Annotated in this window: 18 protein-coding genes; all 18 read left to right on the top strand. The window is 69.4% G+C overall.

The annotated features are described in order from the left end of the window. Positions 1 to 2: 2 nt before the first annotated feature. The 18 genes from D5301_RS03715 (at position 3) to D5301_RS03630 (ending at position 18,848) form a co-directional block, all read left to right on the top strand. Complete coding sequence (locus D5301_RS03715) at positions 3 to 260, top strand: acyl carrier protein (protein WP_005411609.1); 258 nt, start codon at positions 3 to 5, stop codon at positions 258 to 260. A gap of 22 nt (positions 261 to 282) precedes the next feature. After that, positions 283 to 834: a hypothetical protein gene (locus D5301_RS03710; protein WP_132811025.1), complete on the top strand. Its 552-nt coding sequence runs from the start codon at positions 283 to 285 to the stop codon at positions 832 to 834. After that, complete coding sequence (locus tag D5301_RS03705) at positions 827 to 2,512, top strand: AMP-binding protein (RefSeq protein WP_153854816.1); 1,686 nt, start codon at positions 827 to 829, stop codon at positions 2,510 to 2,512. The genes D5301_RS03710 and D5301_RS03705 overlap by 8 nt, the downstream gene beginning before the upstream one ends. Continuing rightward, positions 2,502 to 3,272, top strand: a complete 771-nt coding sequence (locus tag D5301_RS03700) for a glycosyltransferase family 2 protein (RefSeq protein WP_153854815.1) — start codon at positions 2,502 to 2,504, stop codon at positions 3,270 to 3,272. The genes D5301_RS03705 and D5301_RS03700 overlap by 11 nt, the downstream gene beginning before the upstream one ends. 1 nt (position 3,273) lies before the next feature. After that, complete coding sequence (locus D5301_RS03695; protein WP_110714117.1) at positions 3,274 to 4,215, top strand: acyltransferase; 942 nt, start codon at positions 3,274 to 3,276, stop codon at positions 4,213 to 4,215. Continuing rightward, a complete protein-coding gene (locus D5301_RS03690; protein ID WP_153854814.1) occupies positions 4,205 to 5,755 on the top strand; it encodes an aromatic amino acid ammonia-lyase in 1,551 nt (516 codons plus the stop codon). The genes D5301_RS03695 and D5301_RS03690 overlap by 11 nt, the downstream gene beginning before the upstream one ends. Continuing rightward, the gene (locus D5301_RS03685) at positions 5,742 to 6,173 is read left to right on the top strand and encodes an acyl-CoA thioesterase (RefSeq protein WP_153854813.1); all 432 of its coding nucleotides are present in this window, start codon (positions 5,742 to 5,744) and stop codon (positions 6,171 to 6,173) included. Before D5301_RS03690 ends, D5301_RS03685 begins: the two co-directional genes overlap by 14 nt. Beyond that, positions 6,170 to 6,799 carry an outer membrane lipoprotein carrier protein LolA gene (locus D5301_RS03680; protein ID WP_153854812.1) on the top strand — a complete coding sequence of 210 codons (630 nt, stop codon included), beginning with the start codon at positions 6,170 to 6,172 and terminating at the stop codon, positions 6,797 to 6,799. Before D5301_RS03685 ends, D5301_RS03680 begins: the two co-directional genes overlap by 4 nt. Continuing rightward, positions 6,771 to 9,146, top strand: a complete 2,376-nt coding sequence (locus D5301_RS03675) for an MMPL family transporter (RefSeq protein ID WP_153854811.1) — start codon at positions 6,771 to 6,773, stop codon at positions 9,144 to 9,146. Before D5301_RS03680 ends, D5301_RS03675 begins: the two co-directional genes overlap by 29 nt. 53 nt (positions 9,147 to 9,199) lie before the next feature. Beyond that, positions 9,200 to 10,450, top strand: a complete 1,251-nt coding sequence (locus D5301_RS03670) for an NAD(P)/FAD-dependent oxidoreductase (protein ID WP_153854810.1) — start codon at positions 9,200 to 9,202, stop codon at positions 10,448 to 10,450. Beyond that, positions 10,438 to 10,995 (top strand): DUF3261 domain-containing protein, encoded by a 558-nt coding sequence (locus D5301_RS03665; RefSeq protein WP_110714111.1) that lies wholly within the window; start codon positions 10,438 to 10,440, stop codon positions 10,993 to 10,995. The genes D5301_RS03670 and D5301_RS03665 overlap by 13 nt, the downstream gene beginning before the upstream one ends. Beyond that, positions 10,992 to 12,176, top strand: coding sequence for a beta-ketoacyl-ACP synthase (locus tag D5301_RS03660; RefSeq protein ID WP_153854809.1), 1,185 nt, complete (start codon positions 10,992 to 10,994; stop codon positions 12,174 to 12,176). Before D5301_RS03665 ends, D5301_RS03660 begins: the two co-directional genes overlap by 4 nt. Then, positions 12,173 to 12,628 (top strand): hotdog family protein, encoded by a 456-nt coding sequence (locus D5301_RS03655; protein WP_110714109.1) that lies wholly within the window; start codon positions 12,173 to 12,175, stop codon positions 12,626 to 12,628. Before D5301_RS03660 ends, D5301_RS03655 begins: the two co-directional genes overlap by 4 nt. Then, positions 12,625 to 13,356, top strand: coding sequence for a 3-ketoacyl-ACP reductase FabG2 (locus D5301_RS03650; protein WP_153854808.1), 732 nt, complete (start codon positions 12,625 to 12,627; stop codon positions 13,354 to 13,356). Before D5301_RS03655 ends, D5301_RS03650 begins: the two co-directional genes overlap by 4 nt. After that, the gene (locus D5301_RS03645; RefSeq protein ID WP_110714107.1) at positions 13,356 to 14,594 is read left to right on the top strand and encodes a beta-ketoacyl-ACP synthase; all 1,239 of its coding nucleotides are present in this window, start codon (positions 13,356 to 13,358) and stop codon (positions 14,592 to 14,594) included. Before D5301_RS03650 ends, D5301_RS03645 begins: the two co-directional genes overlap by 1 nt. A gap of 61 nt (positions 14,595 to 14,655) precedes the next feature. Next, positions 14,656 to 15,096, top strand: coding sequence for a hypothetical protein (locus D5301_RS03640; RefSeq protein ID WP_014038922.1), 441 nt, complete (start codon positions 14,656 to 14,658; stop codon positions 15,094 to 15,096). A 160-nt stretch (positions 15,097 to 15,256) separates the two neighbouring features. Beyond that, on the top strand, positions 15,257 to 15,517 hold the full coding sequence (locus tag D5301_RS03635; RefSeq protein ID WP_049431711.1) for a YcgL domain-containing protein: 261 nt from the start codon (positions 15,257 to 15,259) through the stop codon (positions 15,515 to 15,517). After that, a complete protein-coding gene (locus tag D5301_RS03630; protein WP_153854807.1) occupies positions 15,510 to 18,848 on the top strand; it encodes an ankyrin repeat domain-containing protein in 3,339 nt (1,112 codons plus the stop codon). The genes D5301_RS03635 and D5301_RS03630 overlap by 8 nt, the downstream gene beginning before the upstream one ends. Positions 18,849 to 18,956: the final 108 nt, after the last annotated feature.

Genomic DNA, 18,956 nt, shown 5'->3' with positions numbered 1-18,956 from the left:
CCATGACCAAGAATGAACTGTTCGAACGCATCGTCAGCATCCTGACCGACAGCTTCGAGATCGAAACCGCCCGGATCACCCCCGAGGCCCGCCTGTACGACGACCTGGACATCGACAGCATCGATGCGGTCGACCTGATCGTTCAGCTGAAGCCGCTGCTCGGCCGCAACCTGCAGCCGGAAGCGTTCAAGGCCGTGCGCACCGTGCAGGACATCGTCGATGTCGTGCATGGACTGCTGCCGGACCAGGCAGCCGCCTGACCGCAGCGCCGGCGGCTTCGCCATGGCTCGCGCACGTACCGTCGTGGTGGCAGCGATTTCGCTTGCCTATCCACTGCTGGTGTACCTGGCGATGGGCCGTTTCGAGCCGCGCTGGCTGTCGCTGCTGCTGTTCACCCTGGCCCTGCTGCGTGCGCTGAGCACGCGACAGCCACTGTGGTGGGCGGCCGCCGCCGGCACCGGCCTGCTGGCGGTGCTGGCCACCGTGCTCAACCAGGCCCTGCCGTTGAAGCTGTACCCGGCGCTGGTCAATGCGGTGATGCTGGCGGTGTTTGGCACCAGCCTGCGTTTCGGGCCTCCGCTGGTGGAGCGCCTGGCGCGGCTGCAGGAGCCGGACCTGCCCCCGTTCGCGGTGGCCTATACCCGCCGCGTCACCCAGGTGTGGTGCGGTTTCTTCGTTTTCAACGGCAGCCTGGCCCTGCTGACCGCGCTGTACGCGTCGGACAGGGTCTGGATGCTCTACAACGGATTGTTGGCGTACGTGATGATGGGCGTGTTGTTCGCAGGTGAGTGGCTGGTGCGGCGGCGGGTGAAGGCGGCGCACGCACATGGCTGAGTGGATCGCCCTGGACCGGCTGCTGCTGGAGGCACGGCCGCAGCGCGGCGTCGGCCTCTGCGACGGCGAGGTGGTCGACCACGCCGGCTTCCGCCAGCGGGTGCTGGCCTGGCGCGGCGCCTTTGCGGCAGCCGAAGGCCGTGACTGGGCTCTGTACTTCGATGACGCGGTGGCCTTCGCCGCGGCGCTGTTTGGTGCCTGGCATGCCGGCAAGCGGGTGTTCCTGGCCGCCGACAACCTGCCGGCCACGCTGCAGGCGCTGCAGTCGCAGGTAAGCGGCTTCGCAGGCGACGTGTCCGCCGATTACCGCCCGTTGATGGCGCGGGACGCCGCCCTGGATGACGAACTGCAGGCGCTGGACGAGCGTGCCTGCGAACTGTGCGTGTTCACCTCCGGCAGCACCGGCCAGCCGAGCGCGATCGGCAAGCGCCTGGACCAGCTGGCGCGCGAGGTGGAGGCGCTGCAGGCTGCGTTCGGCACGCAGCTGGAGGGCGTGCAGGTGCATGGCACAGTGTCGCACCAGCACATCTATGGCCTGTTGTTCCGCGTGCTGTGGCCGCTGGCTGCCGGCCGCCTGATCCACCCGCGCCGGTTCTTCCACGAAGACCTGGTGGCGGCGCTGTCCGGTACCGACACGGTGCTGGTGGCGACCCCGGCCCATCTCAAACGCCTGCCTGAGCAGCTTGACTGGGCCAGCCTGCAGGGCCGCCTGCGCGCGGTCTTCTCCTCCGGTGGCCCGCTGCCGGAAGAAGCCGCACGCCAGGTGCGGCAGTGGCTGGGCGTGGCCCCGACCGAGGTCTATGGCAGCAGCGAGACCGGCGGCATCGCCTGGCGCCGCTGGGACACCGACCTGCCGCCGTGGCAGCCGCTGCCCGGCGTGCAGTGGCGCATCGAGGAGGGCTGCCTGGCGGTGGCCTCTGCACATCTGGAAACCCCGGATTGGTGGCGTACCCAGGACCGCGTTGAAGCGTTGGCCGATGGCCGCTTCCGCCTGCTGGGCCGCGCCGACCGCATCGTCAAGATTGAAGAGCGCCGCGTTTCGCTGGATGCACTGGAACGTGCGTTGCGCGAAGACACCGAAGTGGATGACGTGCGCGTGCTGGTGCTGCCCGGGCAGCGCGAGCAGCTGGCCGCCGTGGTGGTGCCGGCTGACCCGGCATTGCTGGCCGGTGGCGATGCCGCGCGTCGCGCGCTCGCGCAACGTCTGGGGGCACGCCTGGCACAGGGCCATGACGCCGTCACCCGGCCGCGCCGCTGGCGACTGGTGCAGGCGCTGCCGATCAACGCACAGGGCAAGGTCACCCAGGCGGCACTGGCAGCGCTGTTCCAACCGCTGATGCCGGTGCCGGTCTGGGATCACCGCGATGCGGCCAGCGCTACATTGCGCATGACCCTCGATCCCGCGTTGCGGCCGTTCCTGGGCCACTTCCCGCAGGCGGCGATCCTGCCCGGCGTGGCACAGCTGGACTGGGCGGTACGTTTTGGCCGCCAGGTGTTCGCGATGCCGGCAGTGTTCCTGCGCATGGATGCGGTGAAGTTCCAGCACGTGGCCCGCCCGGGCGATGAGCTGACCCTGCAGCTGGACTGGGATGCCGCACGCAACGTGCTGGCCTTCCGCTACACCTCCAGCCATGGTGTGCATGCCAGCGGCAAGGTGGTTTTCGCCGATGCGGACTGACCCGGCCGGTGCCGGTGCCGCGTTCGCGCCACTGGTGGTGATTCCCGTCTACGACCACGAGCACGCCATCGCGGCGGTGGTCGACGGCGTGCAGGCCGCCGGCCTGCCGTGCCTGCTGGTCGACGATGGCTCGCATGAGGCGTGCGCGGCAGCACTGCGTTCGCTGGCACAGCGCCAGGGGGTCGACCTGCTGCGCCTGGACATCAACCAGGGCAAGGGCGGGGCGATGCTGGCCGGTTTCGCCGAGGCGGCCGCGCGTGGCTACAGCCACGTGCTGCAGATCGATGCCGACGGCCAGCACGACACCCGCGATCTACCGCGCTTCATCGAGGCCGCGCGCGTGCATCCGGATGCGGTGATCTGCGGTATCCCCGCCTACGACGCCAGCGTGCCGAAGGCGCGTCTGTACGGCCGCTACGCCACCCACATCTGGGTCTGGATCAACACGCTGTCGCTGCACCTGCGCGACACCATGTGCGGCTTCCGCGTGTATCCGCTGCCGCCGGTACTGCGCCTGATCGGTGAAGAAACCATCGGCCAGCGCATGGATTTCGATACCGAAGTGATGGTGCGCCTGTACTGGCGGCAGGTGCCGGTCGAGCATCTGGCCACCCGCGTGACCTATCCCTCCGATGGCGTGTCGCACTTCGATGTGTGGCGCGACAACGTGCGCATCAGCCGTATGCATACCCGCCTGTTCTTCGGCATGCTCTGGCGCGCACCGCGCCTGTTGTGGCGCCGCCTGTGGGGGCGGCGCTGAGATGGCTGCCGCGCAGGGTGCCCCGCACTGGGCCGACATCGGCGAATCGACGTCGGTGGCCGGCGTGCTGTTCCTGTGCTGGGTGCACCGCTGGTTCGGGCGCTGGCCGTTCCGCCTGTGCGTGTGGCCGGTGGTGGCCTGCCATTGGCTGGGCAACCGCGTCGGCCGCCAGGCCTCGATGCAGTACCTGCAGCGCCTGCAGGCGCACAGTGGTGCGCTGGGTCGCGCGCCGACCCGGGGTGACAGCCTGCGCCACTTCTTCGCGTTTGCCGACACGATGCTGGACAAGATCCTGGGCCTGGGCGGGCGCTATCCGGCCGAACGCATCCACCTGCATCGCGACCTGGTGCTGGAGAAGATCGCGCGCCGCGAAGGCGGGCTGATCCTCACTGCGCACATCGGCTGCCTGGAACTGTGCCAGGTGCTGGCCGAACAGGTGCCGGGCTTCCGCATCACCGTGCTGGTGCATACCGCGCACGCGCAGCGCTTCAACCGCCTGCTGCAGCGGCTGGACCCACTGGCAGCGGTGGAACTGGTGCAGGTAACCGAAATGGGCCCGGCCACGGCGGTGATGCTGGCCGAGCGCGTGGCGGCGGGTGGCTTCGTCGCCATCGTCGGCGACCGCACGCCGGTGCAGGGCGGCCGCAGCGTCACCGCCGATTTCCTTGGCCACCGCGCGCCGTTCCCGATCGGCGCCTATGTGCTCGCCGCCGCGCTGGGTTGCCCGGTCTACACCATGGCCTGCCTGCACCAGGGCGAGGGCTATCGCGTGGCATTCGAACAGTTCGCCGAACGCATCGTGCTGCCGCGTGGCTCGCGCGACGCCGCACTGGCCGAACAGGCGCAGCGCTTCGCGCGCTGGCTGGAACTCCAGGTCATCCAGTCCCCGTTGGACTGGTTCAATTTCTTCCCCTTCTGGGATCAGGCTCCGCATGACGACTGACGCCGTACCCGTGTGCCGCTTTGGCGATGCACCGTTGACCATCGAAGATGTGGTTGCCCTGGCCCAGCGCCAGTGCGAGGCCGCGCTGAGCGACGCGCCGGCGTTCCGCGCGCACATCCAGCGCGGTGCCGACTTCCTTGATCGCCTGCTGCGCGAGGACGGTGTGATCTACGGTGTGACCACCGGCTATGGCGATTCGTGCACGGTGAACATCCCGCCGGCGCTGGTGGCTGAGCTGCCACACCACCTGTACACCTACCATGGCTGTGGCCTGGGCCGTTACCTGGACCCGGTAGAGACCCGTGCGGTGCTGGCCGCGCGCCTGGCCTCGCTGGTGCGCGGCATGTCCGGTGTCAGCGTGCCGCTGCTGGAAGGCCTGGCCACGCTGCTGCAGCACGACGTGCTGCCGCTGATTCCGGCCGAAGGCTCGGTGGGTGCCAGCGGTGACCTGACGCCGCTGTCGTACGTGGCGGCGGTGCTGTGCGGCGAGCGCGAGGTGCTGCACGACGGTCGCGTGCAGCCGGCGGCCGAGGTGCTGGCGAAGATCGGCATGACCCCGCTGAAGCTGCGGCCGAAGGAAGGCCTGGCGATCATGAACGGTACCGCGGTGATGACCGGCCTGGCCTGCCTGGCCTGGCAGCGCGCCGACTACCTGGCGCGCATGGCCACGCGCCTGACCGCGTTCAACGTGCTGTCCAGCGACGGCAATGCGCACCACTTCGACGAAACCCTGTTCGCAGCCAAGCCGCATCCTGGCCAGGGCCGCATCGCCGCGCGCCTGCGCAGCGACCTGCACAGTGAGCGTCCGCCGCGCAATGAACAGCGCCTGCAGGACCGCTACTCGCTGCGCTGCGCGCCGCATGTGATCGGCGTGCTGGAGGACAGCCTGCCGTTCCTGCGCCAGCTGATCGAAACCGAACTGAACAGCGCCAACGACAACCCGCTGATCGATGCCGACGGCGAGCGCATCCTGCATGGCGGCCACTTCTACGGCGGCCACATCGCGCTGGCGATGGACACCCTGAAGAACACCGTGGCCAACGTTGCCGATCTGCTCGACCGGCAGCTGGCGCTGGTGGTCGATGCCCGTTACAACCATGGCCTGCCGGCCAACCTGTCGGCGGCCACTGGCCCGCGCGCGGCCATCAACCATGGCCTGAAGGCGCTGCAGATCAGCGTGTCGGCCTGGACTGCCGAAGCGCTGAAGCAGACCATGCCGGCCAGTGTGTTCTCGCGTTCCACCGAGTGCCACAACCAGGACAAGGTCAGCATGGGCACCATTGCCGCGCGCGATTGCCTGCGCGTGATCGAGCTGACTGAACAGGTGGTGGCCGCGATGCTGATCGCTGCCCGCCAGGGCCTGGCGCTGCGCGAACGGGTTGGCCTGAACGCGCAGCTGCATGGCAGTCTGGCCGACATGTACGCCGACCTGGGGCAGCGCATCGCCCTGGTTGAAGAAGACCGCGCGCTGGATCGCGAACTGCGGGAACTGCTGGTGGAGATCCGCGCGCAACGTTGGGAGCTGTATGCCGGTGAATGAGGCCATCGAACGGGTTGGCGAGATTGCGTTGACCCCCGCCTTCCATGACTGCGATCCGATGAATGTGGTCTGGCATGGCAACTACTTCAAGTACTTCGAGATCGCGCGCTGCGCGCTGCTCGGCCGCTACGACTACGACTACCCGCAGATGCTTGAATCGGGCTACCTGTGGCCGCTGGTCGATGCGCGGGTGAAGTACGTGCGTCCGTTGCTGTTCAACCAGGCCCTGCGCGTGATCGCGCGCATCGTGGAATGGGAGAACCGGCTGAAGATCGAGTACGAAATTCTCGATGCGCAGAGCGGCCAGGTGCTGACCCGTGCGATGACCATCCAGGTTGCGGTGGACGCGACCAGCAAGGAAATGCTGTACCAGTGCCCGCCGGTACTGTGGGAACGCCTGGGAGTGCCTGCGCCATGAACCGAGCCAACCGTTTTGCGCGCGCACTGCTGTGCGCGTTGCTGCTGCTGGCCGCACCGCTGGTGCAGGCCGCCGACCCCGCCATCGATGCGATTACCCAGGCGGTGGCGCGGCCGGACGTGCTGCGCGGCCAGTTCAGCCAGGAAAAGCAGGTCAGCGGCTTCAAGAACCCGCTGCGCTCGCAGGGCCGGTTCGTGGTCGCGCGCCAGCACGGCGTGATCTGGACCACGCTCAAGCCGTTCCCTTCCGAAGTAGTGGTCACCGCCGACCGCATCCTCAGTCGCCAGCGCGATGGCAGCACCCGTGTCGAGCTCGATGCACGGCAGCAGCCGGCGATGCGTTCGGTGAACGCGATCATGTTCGCGCTGATGAGTGGCGACGTGCAGGCGCTGTCCAGCCAGTTCAACGTGGCGGCCAGCCGTGAAGGACAGGGCTGGCGGCTGCGCCTGACGCCGAAGTCGGCGATGCTGGCCAAGGCTTTCGAATCGCTGACCCTGCAGGGTGACCGCTACGTGCGCCAGGTCGAGATCGTGGAGGCCAACAAGGACCGCACGCAGATCCAGTTCAGCGCATTGAGCGAGACGCCGGCCACGCTCAATGCCGACGAGGCGCGCCGCTTTGAGTGAGGGTGCCGCATCGAACGCACCGGAGCGGTTGCGGCGCTGGTGGCACTTGCTGGGCATTGCCTGGCTGCTGGTGCTGCTGGTGATGGGCGCGCAGCAGTGGCGCCTGTGGAGCCAGCAATCGCGGATCGACACCGACATCCTCGCCCTGCTGCCGCAGGATGCACACGACCGCCTGTTGAGCGATGTCACCCGGCGCATCGCCGATGGCAGTTCGCGGCAGGTGGTGGTGCTGCTGGGCAGCAAGGACGGCGCTGCCGCCAAGCGTGCGCAGGCGGCTTTTGCCGCGGCCATGGCCAAGGACGCCGATCACGCCTTGCTGGTGCCCAGCGGCTCGATCGAAGGCTGGTTCGATGAGGCGCGCGCGTTCTACGCGCCGTACCGTGACCGCCTGCTGACCCCGGCCCAGCGCGAGCAGCTGCAGGGCAGCGAGCCGGGCGCGTTGGCCGAACAGGCGTTGGCCGCGCTGTACGGCCCGATGGGCGCGCCGCGCCTGACCGACTGGCGGCAGGACCCGTTGTCGCTGTGGCCGCAGTGGTGGCAGCAGCAGGCGCAGGGTTCGGGACTGCGGCTGGGTGATGACGGCCTGCTCGAAGCCGAGGACAGGCATTGGGCCGCGCTGCAGTTCGACACGCCGGGTTCGGCGTTCCAGCTCGACGGCGAACGCCATCTTGACGGCCTGCTGGAACGTGCCGGGCAGGCAGCAAAAGCGGCCGCTCCGGATCTGGAGATCCTGCATGCCGGCGTGCCGCTGCATGCCGAAGCGGCCGCGGTGCAGGCCAACCAGGAGATCAACACGATCGGTTGGGGCTCACTGGCGGCGGTACTGCTGCTGGTGTGGCTGGCGTTCCGTTCGCTGCGGCCGATCCTGCTGGTGGCCGCGTCATTGCTGATCGGCTGTGGCGTGGCGCTGGCGGTGACCGTGCTGGTATTCGGCAAGGTGCACGTGCTGACCCTGGTGTTCGGTGCATCGCTGGTGGGCGTGGCCGAGGATTACGGCATCCACTGGTTCGCTTCGCGCCAGGCCGAGCCGGCTGATCGTCGCTGGAAACTGCTGCGGCACCTGCTGCCTGGCCTCTGGCTGGCGCTGCTGACCAGTGCGCTGGCCTACCTGGCATTGGGCCTGGCCCCGTTCCCGGGCCTGCGCCAGATGGCGCTGTTCTCAGTGGTCGGCCTGGCTGCCGCCTTCCTTACGGTGATCTTCTGGTTCCCGTGGCTGGATGGCGGTGAGATCCGCCAGACCCGTTTCTCGCAGTGGCTGGGCAACACGCTGGAGCGCTTCCCGCGGTTGCATGGCCGTCGCCCGGTGACGGTGTTCGTGGTGATCACGCTGGCGCTGTCTGCCATCGGCATCGCCCGCCTGCACAGCAACGACGACCTGCGCAGCCTGCAGTCTTCGCCGCCGGCGCTGATGGCGCAGCAGATCCGCCTGAGCCAGCTGCTGGGCATGCCCAGCCCGGCGCAGTTCTACCTGGTGCAGGGTGCGGACGCCGCGCAGCTGCTGCAGCGTGAGGAAGCGCTGACCGAACGCCTGCGTGTGCTGGCCAACGACAAGCGCATTGGTGGCTACCGCGCGATCAGCGACTGGCTGCCGTCGCCGGCACGCCAGCAGGCCGATGCCGCGCTGACCGCGAAGGTGGAACCGGGCGTGCTGGATGCGGTGTCCGAGGCGGTCGGCGAACCGCTGCCGCGCCCGGACTTCGCCGCGAAGGCACTGACCGCAGAGGCGTTCCTGGCCTCGCCGGCGTCGCAGCCGTTCCGTCATCTGTGGGTGGGTGAGGTCGGTGGGCAGATGATCAGCGTGGTGATGGTCGATGACCTGTCGCGCGCCGATGCGCTGGCCACCCTGCAGGGCGCGGCCGAAGGCCTGCCGGGCGTGCGCTGGGTGGATCGCACCGCCGACTTCTCCATGCTGCTGGGCCACTACCGCAAGCTGATGGGCGGGCTGCTGCTGGTCGGCATCGTGCTGGTGTTCGGCGCGCTGTGGCTGCGCTACCGCCGCCAGGCCTGGCGCGTGTTTGCGCCGACCCTGATTGCCGGTGCGCTGACCCTGGGCCTGCTGGGCCTGTTCGGCCAGCCGCTGCAGCTGTTCAACGTACTGGCACTGATGCTGCTGCTGGGCATGGGCATCGACTACGGCATCTTCCTGATCGAGCACCGTGGCGATGCCAGCGCCTGGCTGGCGGTGTGCGTGGGCGCGGCCAGCACCTGGTTGTCGTTCGGCCTGCTGGGCCTGTCGCAGACCCCGGCGCTGCGCGCGTTCGGCCTGACCCTGCTGTTCGGCATCGGCCTGGTCTGGCTGATCTCGCCGCTGTTCAGGCCGCCGCCGCACGACCTGCCGTCGGCCTGAGCCTGTTTCCCGACTTCCTTCTTTCCACTTGATCGAGCAACAAGGACGCACCGATGAATACTGCTGTGGATGCTGTCGAACGTACTGAAATCCTGATCATCGGTGCGGGCCCGGCCGGCTCGGTGGCCGCCGCGATGCTGCGCCAGCAGGGTCGCCAGGTGCTGATGCTGGAGCGTCAGCAGTTCCCGCGCTTCTCGATCGGTGAAAGCCTGCTGCCGCAAAGCATGGAGTACATCGAAGCGGCAGGCCTGCTGCAGGACGTGGTCGAGGCCGGGTTCCAGCACAAGAACGGCGCCGCTTTCGTGCATGGCGAGGCGCGTACCGCGTTCGACTTCAGGAAGAAGTTCTCGCCGGGTTGGGGTACCACCTACCAGGTGCAGCGCGCCGACTTCGACAACGTGCTGGCGCGCGGTGCCGAGCGCATGGGCACTACGCTGCGCTTCGGCGATGAAGTGCTTGCGGTCGAGCCGGGCGAGCATCCGGCGGTGACCGTGCGTCGTCCGGATGGCAGCGAGTACCGCATCGAGGCCGATTTCATCCTCGACGCCTCCGGCTTCGCGCGCCTGCTGCCGCGCCTGCTGCAGCTGGAATCGCCGTCCAACTTCCCGGTGCGCGGGGCGATCTTCTGCCACGTGCGCGACAACATTCCGGCCGAAGCGGACTTCGATCGCAACAAGATCCTGATCACCACCCATCCCGAGCACATCGACGTCTGGTACTGGACGATCCCGTTCTCCAACGGCTGCTGCTCGCTGGGCGTGGTCGCCGAGCCGTCGTTCTTCGAGCGCTACGAAGGCGACGACCTGCAGAAGCTGCAGGCCATCGTCGGCGAGGACCCCAACCTGACCCGGCTGCTGGCCAACGCCGAATGGGCGGTGCTGCCGGTGCGGCGGATCACCGGTTACTCGGCCAATGTCAGTTCGCTGTGGGGCCGGGGCTACGCCCTGCTGGGCAATGCCGGCGAGTTCCTCGACCCGGTGTTCTCCTCCGGCGTCACCATCGCCTTCAAGTCCGCGCAGCTGGCCAGCGAGTGCCTGGCGCGCCGCTATGCCGGCGAAACCGTCGACTGGGAAGCCGACTTCTCGATCCCGCTGCGCGCCGGTGTGAAGACCTTCCGCCGCTTCGTCGAAAGCTGGTACGAAGGCGGTTTCCAGAAGATCATCTACCACCCGCAGCAGCAGCCTGAAGTGCGCGACATGATCAGCTCCATCCTGGCCGGCTACGCCTGGGACACCAACAACCCGTACGTGGCCGACGAAAGCGGCCGCCGCATGCGCGTGCTGGAGCAGCTGTGCAGCGCCTGATCGCCCGTACTGCAGCGCTGTTGCTGTGCCTGCTGCTGGCCGCGTGTGCCGGCCGCATGCCCAAGCCATTGGTGGAGCTGCCGCCGCTGCGCCTGTCACCGGCCAGCCTGCCGGCGCCGCTGGCGCTGCAGCAGCAGCTGCATTTCCGCTTCGGCACGCATGAGCGCGACCTGGATGCTCTGCTGGAAGCCGATGCGCAGCAGGTGCAGCTGGCGGTGCAGGCGATGGGCCAGACCGGCGTGCGCCTGCAGTGGGACGGCCAGCAGCTGACCCAGCAGCGCGCGCCGTGGCTGCCGCCGCAGGTGCGTGCCGAGCGCGTACTGGATGACCTGCAGTTCGCGCTGTGGCCGACCGCGGCCATCGCCGCCGCGTTGCCGGCAGGTTGGCAGGTCAGCGATGACGGCCATCAGCGCAGCCTGTCGCGCGACGGCACGGTGTGGCTGCAGCTGCAGCGCCTGGACGATGGCAGTGTGCAGTTGGACAACCGCGCCGAAGGCTACGCGCTGCGCATCGAATCGATCGACATGGCCGGGCCGGACCGATGAGTGCACCGATCTACCTGAACGACCTGGGCGTGGTCTGTGCGCTCGGCGATGGCCGCGCCGCGGTGGCCTCGGCCATGTTCGCCGATGTGCCGGGCGGCCTCAGCGACAACGACAGCCTGCTGCCGGGGCGCACCCTGGCACTGGGCGAAGTGCGCACGCCGCTGCCGGCGCTGGAGGACCTGCCGGTGCCCCTGCGCGGGCGCAACAACGCGCTACTGGACGTGGCACTGGCGCAGATCGCACCGGCAGTGGCCGCCGCGATCGCCCGCCATGGCGCCGAGCGCGTGGCGGTGGTGCTGGGCACCAGCACCTCGGGCATCGGTGAATCCGAGCAGGCCCTGCGCAGCCACGCCGAGCAGGGCCAGTGGCCGACCGGGTTCGACTATGCCCAGCAGGAAATGGGCACCGCCGCGCAGTTCGTGCGCCAGCGCAGCGGCGCGCAGGGGCCGGCATGGACCCTGTCCACCGCCTGTTCGTCCAGCGCCAAGGCGCTGATGTCGGCCGCGCGCATGCTGCGCGCCGGCATCGTCGATGCGGTGATTGCCGGCGGTGCCGATTCGCTGTGCCGCTTCACCGTGGCCGGCTTCAGCGCGTTGGAATCGGTGTCGGCCCTGCGCTGCAATCCGTTCTCGCAGCACCGCGCCGGCATCAACATCGGCGAGGGCGCCGCGCTGTTCCTGCTTACCCGCGAGCCGGGTCCGGTGTGCCTGGCCGGGTGGGGCGAATCGGCTGATGCCCATCACATGTCGGCGCCGGATCCGCAGGGGCTGGGCGCCATCGACGCGCTGCAGCAGGCACTGCTGCGTGCGGGCTGGGGCGCCGACGAAGTGGACTACGTGAACCTGCATGGCACCGCCACCGGGCACAACGATGCGATGGAAAGCCTGGCGGTCTCGCAGGTGCTGGGCAATGGCGTACCGGCCAGCTCCACCAAGCCGTTGACCGGCCATACGCTGGGCGCTTCGGGTGCGATCGAGGCAGCGCTGTGCTGGATCCTGCTGGCCGAGAACCCGCAGCAGCAGCTGCCACCGCACTGGTGGGACGGCGTGGCCGACCCCGCACTGCCGGTGCTGCCGCTGGTCGCGCCGGGCTCCCGCCTGGCGCAGGCGCCGCGGCGGGTGCTGAGCAATTCGTTCGCCTTCGGCGGCAGCAATGCCGTGCTGGCGCTGGAGCGCCGATGAACACCCTGTACGCGATCGAGGACGTGGTGCCGCACCGTCAGGACATGTGCCTGCTGGAGCGCATCACGCAGTGGGACCAGGAGGCCATCGAGGCCGAACTGGTGGTGCCCGAAGCCGGGCTGTTCGTGGAGAACGGCGAAGTGCCGGCGTGGGTCGGCATCGAATACATGGCGCAGGCCATCGCGGCCTGGGCCGGTTGCCGTGCACGTGCGGCCGGCAATCCGCCGCAGCTCGGCTTCCTGCTTGGCAGCCGGCGCTACAGCAGCCGCTGCAGCGGCTTTCCCAGTGGCACCCGGCTGCGCGTACAGGCGCGCTGCGAGCTGTTGGGCGACAATGGATTGGGGATGTTCGCCTGCCGCATCCTGGCGGGCGAGGACGAATGGGCGACAGCCAACGTGTCGGTGTTCGAGCCGGCCGACGCGATGGCCTATCTGGAGAGTGGACAGGCATGACAGGGAATCGAAGTGTGCTGGTGACCGGCGCCAGCCGGGGCATCGGCCGGGCCATTGCGCTGCGCATCGCGCGCGATGGCTTCGACGTGGTGGTGCATTGCCGCAGCCGCCTGGAAGAAGCACAGGCCGTGGTGGCCGAGATCCAGGCCTTGGGCCAGCAGGCCCGCGTGCTGGCGTTCGACGTAGCCGACCGCGAGGCCGCACGCGCGGCGCTGGAGGCCGATGTCGAAGCGCACGGCGCGTACTACGGCGTGGTCTGCAACGCCGGCATCGCCCGTGATGGCGCCTTCCCGGCGCTGTCGGCGGACGATTGGGACCAGGTGATCCACACCAATCTGGATGGCTTCTACAACGTACTGCATCCGTTGATCATGCCGATGGTGCGGCGGCGCAAGCCCGGTCGCATCGTCACCCTGTCGTCGGTGTCCGGCCTGGCCGGCAACCGCGGGCAGGTCAACTACAGCGCCGCCAAGGCCGGCATCATCGGTGCCACCAAGGCGCTGGCACTGGAACTGGCCAGCCGCCAGATCACCGTCAACTGCGTGGCCCCGGGCCTGATCGAGACCGAAATGCTCAACGATGAAGTGATCGAACACGCGCTCAAGCTGATTCCCGCCGGCCGCGTCGGTCGTCCCGACGAAGTGGCGGCCACGGTGGCGTTCCTGCTGTCCGAGCCGGCCGGCTACATCACCCGCCAGGTGATCTCGGTGAACGGAGGCATGCTCTGATGGCTGCCGATCGTCGCGTGGTGGTCACCGGTGCCGCTGCCATCAGTCCGCTCGGCCACGACTGGCCCACCATCGAAGCGCACCTGCGCAGCTGCCGCAATGCCGTGCGCACGATGCCCGAATGGGATGTCTACGCTGGCCTGAACACCAAGCTGGCCGCGCCGGCGCAGGACTTCGAGCTGCCGCCGAACTACAACCGCAAGACCACCCGCTCGATGGGCAAGGTCGCGATCATGTCGGTGCGCGCCACCGAGGTGGCACTGCGCGAGGCTGGCCTGCACGAGCACCCGGTGCTGCGCAGTGGCCGTACCGGCGTGGCCTACGGCTCGTCCTCGGGCAGCCACGAGGCCACCGGCGAATTCGGGCGCATGCTCAACGAATTCACCACCGAAGGCATCAGTGCCACCACCTACCTGAAGATGATGAGCCACACCGCGCCGGTCAACATCGGTGTGTTCTTTGGTTTGTCCGGACGCGTCTACACCACCTCCAGTGCCTGCACCTCGGGCAGCCAGGGCGTGGGCGCGGCCTATGAGGCCATCCGCAGCGGCAAGCAGACGGTGATGGTGGCCGGCGGTGCCGAGCAGCTCGATGCCACCGCCGCGGCGGTGTTCGACACCCTGTTCGCCACCAGCGTGCGCAACGATGCACCACAGACCACCCCGCGCCCGTTCGATGCCGGCCGTGATGGCCTGGTGCTGGGCGAGGGCGCCTGCACGCTGATCCTGGAAGACCTGGAGCACGCGCAGGCGCGTGGCGCCACCATCCTTGCCGAGGTGGTCGGCTACGGCACCAACAGCGATGGCCAGCACGTCACCCAGCCCAGTGCCGACACCATGGCCCAGGCCATGCGCCTGGCGCTGGAGGATGCCGGGCTGGACGCGGCGCAGATCGACTACGTCAACGCCCACGGCACCGCCACCGACCACGGTGACATCGCCGAGACCCAGGCGACCGCGCAGGTGTTCGGCAGCCGCATCCCGATCAGCTCGCTGAAGAGCTATGTCGGCCACATGCTGGGTGCCTGCGGCGCGTTCGAGGCCTGGCTGAGCATCGAGATGATGCGCGCCGGCTGGTTCGCGCCCACCCTGAACCTGGCCGAGGTCGATCCGCGCTGTGGCCAGCTCGACTTCATCACCGGGCAGGGCCGCGAACTGCAGGCCGAATACGTGATGAGCAACAACTTCGCCTTCGGCGGCATCAACACCTCGCTGGTGTTCCGCCGCTGGCGCGAGTGATCCACCGCTTCACTGCACTGTTTCCGCTACCCACCCGCACCCTCGACAAGGAGATGTTCCGATGCGCCGCACCCTGATGATCGCCACGGCCACCGCGCTGCTGGCCCTGACCTCCACCGCCTCCGCCCGCGATACCCGCGTCGAGCAGTCCCTGCAGGAGCTGGTCAGCTCGCAGGCTGCCAAGGACGCCGGCATCGACGGCAGCGTGCGCTTCTACCTGGCGGGACAGCCGGTGAGCGTGCAGCAGCGCCTGGGCGAAGACGTGACCAACAAGAAGACCAACGCCGCCAACAAGAGCGACGCGGAGGCCTGCCGCTGGGTTGCGCTGTCGGCGCTGCGCGCGCTGCAGGACGGCGCCAGGTCGCGCGGCGCCAACGCGGTGGTCGACATCGTCAGCTATTACAAGAAGAACGAGTTCAAGAGCACGACCAACTACGAGTGCTGGGCCGGCACCTTCGTCGCCGGTGTGGCGCTGAAGGGCACCTACGCCAAGGTCAAGTAAGCGACCGTGCGGCGGCGGCGCTGCCTGAACGCCGCCGCCACATTGCTGAACCCCGCTGGGGAAACGCCGTCGATCACGCCGCCATCGTCGGCTGACGGCTTTCCCCGGTGTCGGCTTTCCGACACAATCATGGCTCTTCCCGGGTTATTGTCCCGCGGACATGCACGCCTACGTCTATAAAAGCCAACTCAAGCCCGACACCTACGTCTACGTTCCCCGACGCGATGATTTCAGCGCGCTGCCCGCGCCGCTGCTCACCTCGCTGGGTGCGCTCACCTTCGTCCTGGACGTGGCCCTGGATGCCCAGCGCCGCCTGGCCCAGGCCGATCCGGACAAGGTCCGCAGCGAAATGAGCGAACGCGGGTTCTACCTGCAGGTGCCGCCGTCGGTGGCCAGTCTGATGCCGCGGCACTATGACTGACGCCTCCCGTCCGCGCGTCCTGTCGATCGCCTTCGCCGTTGGCGCCGTACTGGCGTTGGGCGCTGCCGTGGGTGGCGTTCCAGGTGCGATCCTCGCCGCCCTGGCGCAGCCCGCGTTCGCGCTGGGTGTGTCGTGGTGGCGTCGCAGCCGCGCGCTGCTGCCGCTGAAGGTCGTCGCGCGCCAGGACCTGCCGGCGCTGCTGGCGTTGTGGGCGGCCGCACCGCTGCTGCTGGCGCTGCTGCTGGCCTGGCCGCTGGCGGCGCTGCGCGACAGCGGCAGCCTGGCCGCGGTGCTGGGCCTGAGCGTGCTGGTCAGTGCCGGCCTGCTGGCGGCATGGCGTACCTGGCCGTTGTGGAACGATGTTGAACGCCTGGACGGCAGCCTGGCCCAGCATTGGCAGGCGCTGGCCGGGCGCGACCTGACCGCGTGGCGTGGCCTGGGCGTGGCCGCGCTGGTGATTGCGCTGTCCGCACTGGTGGTGCTGCCGGCCTGGCCGGGCCTGCTGCCGGAAAGCGCGCGCTGGCCTGCCGCGCTGGCGGTGGTGGTGCTGTCGCCACTGCTGCACCTGCTGCTGCAGCGGGTGGCGCCAGCGCCGCTGGTGTCGCTGCGCTCGAGTCCGTTGACCGCGGCCAGCAGCGAGCGCGAACCGATGTTCGCTGCCGCCACCGAAACCGCGCCGCTGGAGGCGATGGCGCCGCAGGAGCTGACCCCGGCCCTGTATGAAGCCGCCCGCCAGGGCCGCATCGACCGTGGCCTGCAGCTGCTGCAGGCCGGTGCCGATCCCTATGCGCTGCCCGACCCCAACTGGCGCGACCAGCGCAGCCTGGCCGTACTGGCCGCAGTGCTGCCGGACCTGCGCCTGCTGCGCGAGCTGATTGCCCGCGGCGTCGACGTGAATGCGCCGCACCGGGGCATGACCCCGCTGCTGGCCGCCACCCGTGACAGCTGGCATGGCCGCCCCGAAGCGGTGATGACCCTGCTCGCCAACGGCGCCGATTCGCGTGCCACCGACAGCGATGGCAACACCCCGCTGCACCATGCTGCGCGCAGCTCCGACCCGGGTGTGGCCGCGCTGCTGCGTGATGCCGCAGCCGAAGTCGACGCACTGAACCACGATGGCTGGTCGCCGTTGGCGGTGGCCTGCCAGGTCGGCAACTGGCGCCTGGCGCGGTTCCTGCTCGAACGCGGTGCACGCAGCGAGCCGGCCGAAGGCACCCCGGTGCTGCTGGCTGCCGCCGCCACCGAAGACGACGATCCGGCCGGCGTGCAGCTGCTGCTCAAGCACAAGGCGCGGGCCGACGCGCGTGATCGCCAGCGCCGCAGCGCGCTGCATGAGGCCGCACTGGCTGGCCACGTCGAGATCATCGGCGTGCTGCTGGGTGCCGGCGCCAATCTGGAAGCGCGCGATGCGCTGGGCCGTACGCCGTGGCTGGAAGCGGCCCGTGCCGGTCGCGCTGCCGTGATCGAGCATCTGCTGCCGCACAAGCCAGACCTGGTCGCGGTGGATGGCGAAGGCCGCAACGCGGTGCAGCTGGCAGCGATGGCCGAAGATGTCTCGCCGCTGCTGATCAAGCGCCTGGTTGAACTGGGCATCGCCGCCGATGCCACCGATCCGGTCGGCCGCCGTGCGGTGGACTACGCCGCCGAAGCCGGTCGTTGGGCGATCGTGGCCCTGCTGGACCCGTCCTATCCGTTGCCGGCTGCGGTCAGCGATGGCCTGGCCGAGCGCGGCGAAGCGGCCAGCGCCAGCGGCCTGCTGCCGGACCGCCCGCCGTTGACCCTGCTGCGCGAGGCACTGGGCTTCGGCAACACCGATGGCATGGCGGCGCTGGCCAAGCTGTGCCAGCCGGAAGAACTGGGTGGCCTGCTGCTCGATCCGGAACTGGCACTGGAGCCGCGTGCGGTCGACTGGCTGCTCGGCCACGGCGCCGATCCCTATGTGCGTGACGCCTGCGCCGACACGCCGATGTTCGCGCTGCTGTCGCGCGGCATCGACGCGGTGCCTGCGCTGCAGGTGATGCTGCAGCGGGGCCTGTCCCCGGCCGGACGCGGTGGCCTGGCGCGCTTCCTGGCCGCCTGTGCGCAGCACGACCAGGCCGCCCGTGGCCTGGAACAGCTGGCACTGGAGCTGCTGGAACGTGGCGCCGATCCGTTCGCGGCCTCGCCGGCGGGTGATCCGCCGCTGTCGCTGGCGGTGCGTCTGGGCTGGCTGCGCCTGCAGCAGGCCCTGCTCAAGGCCGGTGTCGATCGCGAAGCACGCGACAGCCACGGCATGACCGCACTGCACCTGGCCACCGCATTGGCCCGCGAAGGCGCGCTGAAGCTGCTGGTGCAGCACGGCGCCTCGCCGGAAGCACGTGCCGCCGACGGCCAGACGCCGCTGGGTGTGGCGCTGTCGATCGGTCGCCGTGACCTGGCCGACTGGCTGGACTGGCGGGTGTGGCCGTTGCCGCGCCGTACCCTGCGCGAGGCCGATCTGCCGGCCGCCGCGATGGCCGGTGACGTGGATGCGGTGCGTCGCCTGATCGATCTGGGCTTCGCCGTTGATGCGGTCGATGCACAGGGCTGCACCGCGCTGCTGCGTGCGGCCGGTGGTGGCCATCTGGCGGTGACCGACCTGCTGCTGGCGCGTGGCGCCGATCCGCAGCACGCTGCGGCCAGTGGTGCGACGCCGCTGTCGGCGGCGGTCAGCATGCGCCAGGTGGATATCGTGTCGGCCCTGCTCGATGCCGGCGCCAAGCTGGAACACCGCCTGCCGGGCGGCGTGACCGTGCTGATGCTGGCCTCGGCGCTGGGCCTGCCGGACATCGTCGCGCGCCTGCTCACCGCCGGTGCCGACGTGCATGCCGGTGACGCGCAGCAGCTGGGGCCGCTGCATTGCGCTGCCCTGTACGGCTTCAGTGCGCGCGATCGCTCGCGCCTGCTGGCCCTGCTCGACACCCTGCTGCTGGCCGGTGCCGAACCGGACCAGGCCGCTGCCGGTTCGGTCACGCCGCTGCTGCTGCTGCTGGGCGCACGCGCCGAGCCGGGTACCGCGTGCGACGAGCAGGTGGTGATGGCGGCGGTGGAGCGCCTGCTGGACGAGGACGTCAGCCTGGACGTGCGTGATCCGCGCGGCTTCGGCCCGCTGCATCTGGCCGCGCTGCACGGCCTGCCACTGCTGGTGCAGCGCCTGCTGCGCGCCGGTGCCGATCCGGAAGTGCGCGACAGCCTCAACCGCAGCCCGCGCGAGATCGCGGTGATGCGCGGCTTCATCGACGTTGCTGGCGAGTTCGAACCGCGCGTGCCGGGCGTTTCGTCGATGGCGCGGTTCCTGCGCGACAACGGCTGACAGGCCGGGGTCGGATCCCTTTCCAAGGGAAAGGGCTCTGACCCCGACACCGCGCTGCCGGAATCTGCTGCGGCCGGCGCTACCGGGTCCACCATTGATCGGGTGGGT

This window comes from Stenotrophomonas sp. MH181796 (assembly GCF_009659995.1).
Taxonomy (GTDB): Bacteria; Pseudomonadota; Gammaproteobacteria; order Xanthomonadales; family Xanthomonadaceae; genus Stenotrophomonas; species Stenotrophomonas riyadhensis.
The sequence above is the reverse complement of the archived record's forward strand: the minus strand, read 5'-3'. Positions and strand labels throughout refer to the sequence as shown.